6 protein-coding genes are annotated in these 11,776 nt (G+C 32.4%); all 6 read left to right on the top strand.

Annotated elements, in window-relative coordinates:
• The first annotated feature begins 47 nt into the window (after positions 1-47).
• The 6 genes from FGM02_RS02305 (at position 48) to FGM02_RS02280 (ending at position 11,754) form a co-directional block, all read left to right on the top strand.
• Positions 48-887: a hypothetical protein gene (locus tag FGM02_RS02305; RefSeq protein WP_139956545.1), complete on the top strand. Its 840-nt coding sequence runs from the start codon at positions 48-50 to the stop codon at positions 885-887.
• A 136-nt stretch (positions 888-1,023) separates the two neighbouring features.
• Positions 1,024-2,340 (top strand): family 43 glycosylhydrolase, encoded by a 1,317-nt coding sequence (locus tag FGM02_RS02300; protein WP_139956543.1) that lies wholly within the window; start codon positions 1,024-1,026, stop codon positions 2,338-2,340.
• A gap of 292 nt (positions 2,341-2,632) precedes the next feature.
• The gene (locus FGM02_RS02295; protein ID WP_139956541.1) at positions 2,633-4,204 is read left to right on the top strand and encodes a GH39 family glycosyl hydrolase; all 1,572 of its coding nucleotides are present in this window, start codon (positions 2,633-2,635) and stop codon (positions 4,202-4,204) included.
• Positions 4,205-4,531: 327 nt separating this feature from the next.
• Positions 4,532-5,572: a GntR family transcriptional regulator gene (locus FGM02_RS02290; protein WP_139956539.1), complete on the top strand. Its 1,041-nt coding sequence runs from the start codon at positions 4,532-4,534 to the stop codon at positions 5,570-5,572.
• Between the two features lie 134 nt (positions 5,573-5,706).
• On the top strand, positions 5,707-7,446 hold the full coding sequence (locus tag FGM02_RS02285) for a sulfatase family protein (protein ID WP_139956537.1): 1,740 nt from the start codon (positions 5,707-5,709) through the stop codon (positions 7,444-7,446).
• A gap of 345 nt (positions 7,447-7,791) precedes the next feature.
• On the top strand, positions 7,792-11,754 hold the full coding sequence (locus FGM02_RS02280) for a hybrid sensor histidine kinase/response regulator transcription factor (RefSeq protein WP_243739336.1): 3,963 nt from the start codon (positions 7,792-7,794) through the stop codon (positions 11,752-11,754).
• Positions 11,755-11,776: the final 22 nt, after the last annotated feature.

Raw genomic sequence — 11,776 nt, 5'->3', positions numbered from 1 at the left:
GTAGCTGCGTCCTTTTGTAAATACAAATAAATAATAAAAAATTTGAGATGAGAAAACATACTTTATTTTTAGCAATTGCATTCACGATTTCCTTTGCTATTCATTCACAAGCTATCAAAGCTCCTTTGGGAAGAATTGCTATTGTAGCTGATGGGAATTCGCCAGATCCAGATGATTTGGGAGGAACAGCTGTTTCGCTAGCTTTATTAAGAGCAGCGGGGTTAGAAGACCGTTTGGTTCACTATTCTCATAGTTGTGATTTGGTGGTGTTGCATAGAATTTCAGCAGCAGCTGAGAAAGAAAGACATGCGATGATGCAGACTGCCTGTGATGGGACTGCAAGAAGATGGGGAGGGTTTGAGCATATAACCTTTTTAGATGCCAAATGGCAAACAGATCAAACCATTAAAGATTTGAGAAAGGCTATTGAAATGTCTACTGAAAAGGATCCACTATGGATTGTAGAAGCAGGAGAACCTGATATTATCGGTTTTGCCTTGGCAGCAAGTTCTGAAGAGAAACGTAAATATGTGAAAATAATCACACATCATCCAGCAAATGACAATGCTGGAGATTTTTATAAATGGCAAGATATTTTAGATTTTGGAATAGAAGAAGTTCGAATTCCTGATCAGAATATCAAACTTAAGGTTGAGGAGTCTCAATGGAATTGGGCAATGGATCATTCAGATTCCCGTATTCAATTTATTTGGTTGATGGGGAAAATGGCAGAAATTGATAATGTTGTTAAGTTTCAAAAAGGAAAATGGGATTGTTCAGATGCTGGTATGGTTCTTTATTGGATTACAGGGGCAACTAATGGAGGTTTGCGGCAAGGTGAAGTTAAGGATGTGAAATCAATATTGTTAAAATCCTTAGAGAAGTAAGTTTTTATTTTAAGGCTGCATAACTTTTTATGGCGATAAGATACTGATGAAAACAAAGATTTCTTTTTGTATTATTGAAACTCGTTTATTCAATCATATGAACAGCAAGCTTGTTTTATTTAACAAAAATTAATTCATGAAAAAGACACCAAAAAAAATTGTAACATTTCTTCTAGTTCATGTTTTTGTTTTTTGTGCCATCGGACAAAATCCTATTATTGATAACAGTGGTATTTCAGATCCACATATAAGAGTTTTTAAGGATACTATTTATTTGTATAGTGGTCATGATGCTTCGCCAAACGATAAGTTATGGATAATGAAGGATTGGCGTGTGTTTTCAACAACAGACTTGATTGATTGGAAACATAGAACGACCATTCGTCCAAAAGATAATTATATGGATGCGAGTAGTTCTGATTGTTGGGCAAGTGATGCTGCTAGTAAAAACGGGAAATATTATTTTTATTTTTCAGATAAGAAAAGAGGCGTTGGAGTGATGTCAGCTACATCTCCTGTTGGACCTTTTGTTGATAAATTAGGCAAAGCACTCGTTTCTCCAATGCATGATCCAACTGTTTTTATAGATTCGGATAAAAATAAGACAGCCTATATTTTGTATGGAGACAAAGAAGGAGGTGGTTTTCGTTTGGCTAAGTTACAGGATGATATGATGTCTTTATCTGAGCAAGCAAAAACAATTTCTATTGTTGGAGAAGAATGGAACAGTGCTCCAGAATGGATGGATAAAAGTTATCTGTTTAAAAATAAGGATACTTATTATTTAAGTTGGGGAAGAGATTATGCTACGTCGAAAAATATATATGGGCCCTATAAATGTGTCGGAGCTTTAGGAAATGGCCATCATTTAAATGAATTTGCCCACGGAAGTTTTTTTAATTGGAAAGGTCAGTTTTATCATATTTGGTGCTACTATATTAGGCCTGGGTATAAATATAGAGAATCAATTATTTCATACTGCCATATCGATACAAATGGAAAAATACATACAGATACAGCTTTTCTAGATCAACATTTTAAGAATGGGGTTGGGCAATACAATGCGTCATGGGATAAAATTGAAGCAGAATGGTATTATGAAGTATTTGGGGATTTAAAAAAGGAATTGATCCAAGAAAAGGAATTTGCTTTGTCAAATTTTAAGAATGAAAATGGAATTCGATTCGCAAATATGACTTTTGATAAAGCATATAGTAAGTTTGTGTCAAATATTTCTTTTAAAGGGGAAAAAGGAGTACTTGAAATAAGAAGGGATAGCGTAAAAGGAGAACTTTTAGGTGCGATAGATTTAAGCAAGGCCAATAGTTCGGGGCATTTTCAAAAAATGGAATCTAAAATAGTTGTTTCCAAAGGAGTGAAAGATATATTCCTTGTTTATAAAGGTTCAAATAAAGCAATGCTAGCATTAGATTGGTTTAAGTTCGAGTCATAGTGATTTAGGTGTTTTTAAACCAGTGGTTTATGTTTTTTAGGATTTTTGGTGCCCCTATATCATACTTTTCATTACTCAGGTTTCCTTATGTTTGGAGCTATTGTCAAAAGCAAAGAATTTATTCCTACTAAAAAACAGTTAGAAGAATTTTATTTGCGAACTAAAAAATAGCTCTCAATTGATAAAACAGAATTATAATACTATTTATAAGGTATTCATTTTATGTTGTTGTTTAAGTTTCCTTAGTGTCAAGGCGCAAGTAACACTTTCAACTGATTTTACGAATGATGACTTGAAGAAGTCAAGCTTACAAAATATATGGGTCGTAGCAAATCGGATCAGTCCTGAAAATGGATCCAATATTCGTTCAGGGATGAAAATGAATATTGTAAGAATGATTGGTGGCATAAAAAAAACGGTCAACGGTGTTGCTCAAAAAGATTTAGATTTTGACCCTTGTCATTATGATTCCATTAAAAGTACCTATGTTTATAATTGGGAGCCGCTTATTAATAGACTAAATAAAATAGTCCACTCTCAAACGGAAATTCTTCAAATAGCATTAGATCAGCCACCTTGGGCTTTTCAATATGGCTATACTTTTATTCCAGAGGGTACTTGTGATAAGGTACATTTTAGAGAGAATGAAGAAATTTCGCATTATGGGAATTCATTACCTCCAGCGGATAAACAAGCATACCATGATTTTATAAAAGCATTGATAAAAAAACTAGTTGATACCTATGGAAAACAAAAAGTTTTGTCATGGAGATTTAGAGTAGGGTCAGAAATAGAAACCCCTGACCATTGGTATGGTACAAAACAAGATTTTATTGAGCACTTTGCCAATACGGAAAAAGCAGTTCGTGCAATTCTACCTACTGCAAAAATAGGAGTTCATACAAGAGCTCCTGGTTTTTTGTACAAAAAAGGAACTGTGTTAAATTATAAAGGTGAGTCTTTTGCTTCCTTTGCAAACGACCTTATTACGTATAGCTACGATAATAATCTCAGCTACGATTTTTGGGGGATATCAGATTATGTAATTATTAACAATGCTATGCATAGAGATATGTTAGGAAAATTTGATCAGTTTTTTGCTCCTCTTGTAGAGCATCCAAAATGGAATGCAAATGCAACGATAGATATAATGGAGTACGCAACTGTTACAACCATGAGTGGTGAGGATATGAGAGGGTTTATTAATTGCGCTACTTCACATAAAGAAATTGTAGAGTTGGCTTATTCCAATTTGTTTTATAAAAATAAAGAGAAAGGACTTGATTCCTTTTATAGATGGGGAAATAGAATTGGGTCTAAGAATTCTCCAGCAATTTCGACTTTAAATACTATGCAAGGAATGCAGCATTATAAGACTTTGAGTAAGGGTAGTGCGAACGCTTCAAACAACATACTTGATGCTGTTTTTGCGAAAAATGAATTTGAAAATAAATTTGATGTTTTACTATACAATTATAGCGTAAAATCTCTTGATTATATTGAAGCTGAGCCTGTAACCATCTTGTTTAAATCGGAGTATCCAGTCGGTACGGTCGTTAAATACAGAAAACTAAAATATGGAAAATCACATAATAAGCTACAGAACTTCTTGCTTAACGGTGTCCCGTCTGATTGGGTTAAAAAAGGAAGTGATTTAAAAGGAGATCCTAAACGAACGCTAACCAAAGTGGGTGTAGAGGCTTACGGTAAGTATACAAATCCAAATCCACATAAATACACAGGCTGGTTTGAGTTAAAAAGTACCGCCCGAATGGATGGGAAAAAGGGGAGCGTAATCAAAATGAATACGTTAGTTTCTTCGTTTTCATTTGAAAAATATGAATTCAAAATTGTGAATTTATAAGGCGCTAATAAGTAATGCTGTTTTCGGAAAATAAAAAAAATATAGATTTAAAATTCTAAATATATTGTTTGGGATTGCTTTATGCTCTTTAAATTTACGACTTAGTTTTAGTACTTAAATTATAAATTCCCTCTTTAAAAAGGCTTGTCTAGGTTTCTGTACAGGGGGGGGGGATTTAGGAATAAGTAGTCTTTTGTTTTGTTTAAGTTCTTGTTTTATAAGTCTAAAGGCCTTGTTTTTACTGGATTTGAATTTTTCGTTACCCTATTTAAGACTTTTGGTTTGAGCACTTCTTCTATATTTGTTTGAAACTAAAACTTAACTATTATGATAGACCAAATTAGATTGGATGTAAATTCTAGGGTGCCAAAGTACATACAGATTATTGACTCGATCATGCATAATATTTCTAATGGAAACACTCGTATAGGTGATAAAATCCCATCCATAAACAGATTAAGTGAAGAATTTTATCTTTCTAGAGATACGGTGGAAAGAGCCTATAATGTTTTGAAGAAACGAAAGGTTATTGTTTCTATCCACGGGAAAGGAACCTATGTGGCAAAAACACATACGGTTAGTAAGCTAAATGTTTTGTTTTTAGTCAATAAATTTAGCACGTATAAAATGCAAATCTATAATTCTTTTTTAAAGGAATTGGGAGACAATGCGCATATTGATTTGCATAGTTATCATTGTGATGAAGCTTTGTTTTTAGAGCTAATAAATAAATACAAATCGGAATATGACTATTATGTCATCATGCCTCATTTTAGATCTGAAAATTTATCGCATATGAATTTAACAGAAAAAGCAAGGCTTGCTATTAGTAAAATTCCACAGGATAATTTGGTGTTATTAGATAATAATCAGCATGAATTAAATGGTGATTTTATTGAAGTGTATCAAGATTTTGAAAAAGATATATATGCGTCCTTAGAATCGGCATTGTGTAAAATATCAAAATACAAAAAGTTGGTGCTATTTTATCCTAAAACCGCTTTTTATCCATACCCAGCTGGAATTTTAAAAGGTTTTATGAAGTTTTGTGGATGTAATGGCTTTGATTTTGAAGTTCGTAATGAAGCTTCAGACGACATGGTTTTGGAAGAAGGTAGTTTGTATATCACTATTGAAGAAAGTGACTTGGTTACGCTAGTGAAGCAGATTAGAGGATCTGATTATCAAATGGGTCAAAATATAGGGGTAATTTCTTATAACGATACTTCTTTAAAGCAACTCTTAGGAATTACTGTTGTCTCGGCAGATTTTGATGCAATGGGCAAAGAAGCTGCTAGTATGATTTTCAATAAAACCAAGAAGAAGATTAGAGCACCTTTTAATTATATTGATAGAGAATCTGCTTAATAAATACCGTTTTATCCATGGGATTATAAGTGTTTTCTTAATCTGTCAGTACTGTTCAGGAGAGTTATTACGCGACTATTAATTTACTTTGTTAGGAACGACTTATCGTTGTTTTTTAATTAATACGAGCATCAATGAAATACATCCTGTTAAAATATTTTAAGCTATATAAGTTTGCAGTTTCTATTTGTATATTCTTGGTAGTTCTTAGTTGTAATAAAACTCCAAATGCCAAACAAATAGTTGCTAGCAAGCCTAACATTATTTTTATACTAACAGATGATCAACGCTCTGATGCTCTTGGATACACAGGTAATAATTTAGCGTATACACCAGAAATGGATAAGTTGGCCAAGCAGGGAGTTTTTTTTAAAAATGCCATTGCTACTACTCCAATTTGTTCCGCTAGTAGAGCAAGTATTTTTACGGGCTTGTATGAACGCACGCATCGATATAGTTTTAGTTCAAATAGCATAAAAGGAGCATTTATGAAAAATGCCTTTCCTAAACTATTAAAAGAGTCGGGCTATTATACAGGAATGTATGGGAAATTTGGTGTAAAATATAATGGGTTAGATTCGTTATATCATAAATATGAAAACTATGATTTACGCTATGATCGAAAAGATATTACCAGTTATTATTACAAAACATTAGGCAAGGATACAGTTCATTTAACAAGGTATACTGGAGAAAAAGGAATAACGTTTATTAAAGAAGCTCCAACGGATAAGCCTTTTTGTTTACAATTGAGTTTTAGTGCACCACATGCAAGTGATAATTCAAAAGAACAATATTTTTGGCAAAAGGAAAATGACCATGTTTTAGCAAATGCGACGATTCCACCTGCAAGAAATTCTAGTGACACATATTATGATAAATTACCACAAATTGTTAAAAATGGATTCAATCGGTTAAGATGGTTTTGGAGGTACGACACAGCTGAAAAATATCAACACAGTGTGAAAGGCTATTATAGAATGATTGCTGGAGTAGACAATGAAATAGGAAAAATAAGAAAAGAACTAGTAAAGAAAGGCATAGCAGATAATACTATTATTGTATTAATGGGAGATAATGGTTTTTTTCTAGGTGAAAGACAAATTGCAGGGAAATGGCTGATGTATGAAAATTCCATCAAAGTCCCACTTGTTATTTTTGATCCACGAAATAAGGAGCATAAGGATATTGAGGATATGGCTTTGAATATCGATATTCCTTCAACAATACTAGACTATGCTGGTTTGGAACAACCAAAAACCTGGCATGGTAAAAGTTTAAAAAAACTGATTGAAAGTAAACAGGTAACTAGCAAGCTTAGGGATACCGTTTTAATAGAACATATTTGGGAGTTTGAAAATATAGCGGCGAGTGAGGGAGTACGAACCGATAAGTGGAAATATTTTAGATATGTTGAAGATAAAACAATAGAAGAATTATATCATTTAGAAAAGGATCAGAATGAGCTTCAGAATCTTGCTGAAAATCCAGACTATCAAGATACTTTAAAAAAATTACGACAAAAGTGCAATAGCTTAATTGAGAAATACAAAGATTCAACGGTGTTGGTTCCGAAAAATTGCAGTTTAAAAATAAATGAAAATACGGTTTTTGATTGGTTCTATTCAAAAGAACCAAATGAGCAATCAGCATACCAAATAGTAGTGTCTTCTTCAAAAGAAAAGTGCATAAATGGAATTGGTGATGTTTGGGATAGTAAAAAAATTCACAGTAAAAGCACTCAAAGTGTTTTTTATAATCGTGATGCCTACGTATCTAACCATGATTATTTTTGGAAGTTACGTGTGTGGGATGAATTTAATAGACCCGGAATCTATTCAACGCCAATTAAATTTAATTTTAAGGGTGAATAATATAAAATCTTTAAATGCGTCATCACAGTTCATGACTGTTGTGTCGTTATTCAAGACTATATTTATAGGATTATAAGTCTAGACTTGAGGTCTTTAGTTTTGTAGTTAGTTTTAGTTAGAAAAGACCATTTGTTGAATGACAGAAGGTCTTTTTGCATTTAAGGTTCTTAAAATAAACAAGGTGTTTTTTTGGATAAACCAATAAGAAGTTTAATTTTATAATTCAATAAAACAAATCCCTATATGACTCGTAAATTAGTGTTTTTTCTTTTTACACTTAAGTTCCTTTTTTTATATGGTCAAGATGGCGGATTTCACTTCAAATATTTTTCTACAACTGAGGGTTTGTCAAATAACTCAATTATAGCAATTGAGCAGGATTCGAAAGGACATATGTGGTTTGGAACAAGAAATGGACTGAACAAGTTTAACGGTAATGAATTTGTAGCCTATAGGAATGATCCAAAAGATGTAACGAGTATCAGTAACTCTGATATATTAGATGTTTTAGAAGACCGAGATGGGAACATATGGGTAGGAACCTATAATGGATTAAATAGATTTGATCCCAAAAAAAACGCTTTTGAACGCTATTACCAGAATACCAAAGACAAAAATTCAATAGTTAACGGTGTTGTTATTTGCAGTAAAGAAATGCAAAACGGAGAGCTTTGGTTTGGTACGGCAAACGGAATTTCTATTTATAATAAAAAACGAAATAATTTTACGAATACCTTTTATGGCGATGTGAAAAAGGAGGCCTTTGCCTATAAAAACATTCAAAGTATTTTTCTTGATCAAAACAAACAAATTTGGGTAGGAACAACTAAAGGTTTAGCCAAACTTGAATCGAGAAGCAAAGGGAAATTTGTTTTTAAAGAATTTAATAGGAATGAAGAAGAGGCGAAGTTGTTTATTCAAGATATTATTGAAGTATCGCCTGGGGTTTTAGGTATTGCTACAAAATACAATGGTTTTTTTCTGTTTCATATTGAAACGCAAAAATTTAGTAGAACTAGTTATACAGAAATTCACAATGATATTGATGTTCGTGTTTTGCAAAAAGACGATGAGGGGAATTTGTGGTTAGGAACAACTGGAGGTGTATTTGTTATTACTTCTGCAAAAAAAGTTATCCATTTAAAGGAGAATAACGTAGAGAATTCTGGCATCAGTCAAAATTTTATAAAATCAATTTTTAAAGATCAAAGTGGTTCTATTTGGTTGGGAACTTATACGGGTGGTGCAAATATATGGAGTAAAACGAATGAGAATTTTATTCATATTAAAGATAATAAAGTTTTTAATAATGTTGTTAACTCTATTGTGTATGATGATAAATCTAATGTGTATTTTGGTACAGAAGGTGGCGTTATAAGTACTTTGGATAAGGATGGGAAGATTTCACATGTATTAAAAGTTCCATATCCTAATAGTAAAGTTGCCTATGCCGTGCAAACCATGTTGTATACAAAACCAAATTTATTATGGGTAGGGGTGTTAAATCATGGGGTTTTTGTGTACGACTTAAAAACAAAAAAACAGCGTAAAGATATTATTTCAAAGGAACTGAAAAAGTATTTGAAAAATACAGGTGTTTTTGCAATAAAGGAAGGGAGTCATGGTGATTTTTGGATTGGTACCTTCGGAAAAGGTATTGTAAAGTACAATGTTACGACAAAAAAAATCACAAAAATTAGAAGACCCACGATTCGAACGAATATTATAAAAACCATATTTCTGGATGATGATGGGAAGATTTGGACAGGAGGTTTAGGGAGTGTCAATGTATTGTCTCTTAATGAGGTAGGGAGTTACGATGTTGCTAGGTATTTGGTAGGTGGCCGTTTTTTATCTTATAATGTAAAAACAATATTTAAAGATAAAAACAAAAACATTTGGGTAGGAACAAATTCTAGAGGGCTTTATAAGTTTAATGGTAACGATTTTGAAAAAGTGGTGGTTGCTGCTGAAAATCCAATTTCTACAGTAAATACAATTTTAGAAGATGATCAACATTTTTTATGGTTGAGTACAGATAAAGGAATTGTTAAATTCGATGCGCGAACGAAAGAATCTATTGTTTACAAGCAAAAAAGTATCGAAAGTAAAAATGATTTTAGTCCGAACTCTGGCTTGAAATTAAAGAATAATCAATTTTACTTTGGCGGACTTCAAGGTATAACAACTTTTAATTCAGATAAAATTATTAAAAACGAATATGCGCCTAAAGTTTTATTATCAGATTTAAAATTAAAAAATGAGACCGTTAAGGTAGGAGATGACAATGAAATTTTATCAAAAAGCATTATTTATACAACTAAAATTAAACTTGCTTATGACAATGCTAATTTTTCCATTAGTTATTCACTACCTAGTTATGTAAATCCGAGTGGAAATAGTTATGCGTATCGCTTAAGAGGATTAGATGATACTTGGACGTATACTGAACAAAAAGAAGCGTTTTTCACATTGCAAACTTCCGGAAGCTATGTTTTTGAAGTAAAAGGCGCTAATAATGATGGCGTTTGGAATGAAAATTCCACTTCCTTAGAAATTATTGTTACACCAGCACCTTGGAAAACTTGGTGGGCCTATACAACATATTTTATATGTATATGTGGCGCTTTTTACGCTATCTATTGGATATTACAATCCAAAGCAAGGTTGCAACATAAATTGGCCTTAGAATATGTAGAAAGTAAACGAAATAAGGAATTGAACAATGCAAAATTACAGTTTTTTACCAATATATCACATGAGTTTAGAACTCCGTTAACTCTTATTCTAGGACCGTTACAACAGATTTTGAATAACTACACCGGGACAAATGCAATTTATAAAAGACTAAAAATTATTGAAGGTAGTGCCGATCATTTATTAAGACTGATAAATAGATTAATGGATTTTAGAAAATTGGAAAGTGACCAATTTGAGCTAGAGGCAGCTGAAGGAAATATTGTGAAATTTTTAAGAGAAATTTTTCTCTCTTTTTCGGAATATGCCAAACTAGGAGCCTATGAGTATACATTTTCTACCTCTCAAAATAAAATAAGCATGTATTATGATCGATATAAACTAGAGCGTGTTTTTTACAATTTAATTTCGAATGCATTTAGATATACCGAAAAAGGTGGAAGTATTGCTATTTCAATAACTACAGAAGATGGAGAACTAGTTGTAAAAATTAAAGATTCAGGCGTTGGAATCGCCGACGAGTTTTTAGAAAAAATATTCGATCGTTTTTTTGAAGTTCCAATTCATAATAAAGCAAAAGAAAATTATAATAAAGGGACTGGAATTGGACTTTCAATAGCTAGTAATATTGTTAAGTTGCATCATGGAACCATTTCGGTAGAAAACGTAAAACCTCATGGTGCTGAGTTTACAGTTCGATTAAAGTTAGGAAAAGAACATCTTTCAGAAGTTGAAATAATGAAAAACTTTAAAATGAGTGATGATGTTTCTCAATATGTTTCTCAAATTAACGCGCCAAAAATTGAAATAACAAATGATGTAGAAGATTTATTGAAGGAAGAAAAGAAATACACCCTTCTTATTGTTGAAGATAACCCTGTATTGCGTTCTTTTATTAAGGAAACCCTAAAACCTGATTATAATATTGTTCAAGCAGAGAATGGAAGAGTGGCCTTGCAATTAGCTAAGAAACATTTACCAGATTTAATAATCAGTGATGTTATTATGCCAGAAATGGTGGGGACTGAACTTTGCTCAAAGATAAAAACAAATATAAAAACCAGTCACATACCCGTAATACTGCTAACATCACGAACGTCTTTAGTATATAAGTTTGAAGGGTTGGAAAGTGGCGCGGATGATTATATTAGCAAACCTTTTAATATAAAAGAGTTTAAGCTGAAAATTAAAAACTTATTAGAATCGAAAGAGCGCATAAAAGAAAAGTTTTCTTCAGAGGATCATTATGCGGCATTTGACGTCTCCCTTACATCCTTAGATGAAGAATTACTTAAAAAAGCATACAAAGTAGTTGAGGCTAATTTATCTAATGAAGATTTTGGTATTGATCTGTTTTGTGAAGAAATAGGGGTGAGTCGCTCCATGCTTTTTACAAAAATAAAGGCATGGACTAATCATACACCTAAAGATTTTATTCAGGAAATTCGATTGAAAAGAGCTGCAAAATTATTGGAGTTAGATAAATTAAGCGTGGCAGAAGTTGGTTATAGAGTAGGGTTTAAAAGACCGAAGTATTTTAGCCAATGTTTTCGAAAAAAATATGGTTTGTCACCAACGGAGTATGCCGATAAATTTAGCAATCCTAATTAGTGGACTAGGAGTTTTACTAACG

Source organism: Flavicella sediminum (assembly GCF_006381105.1).
Lineage (GTDB): Bacteria > Bacteroidota > Bacteroidia > Flavobacteriales > Flavobacteriaceae > Flavicella > Flavicella sediminum.
Note: the sequence above shows the minus strand (reverse complement) of the source record. Positions and strands in the feature narration are given on the sequence as shown.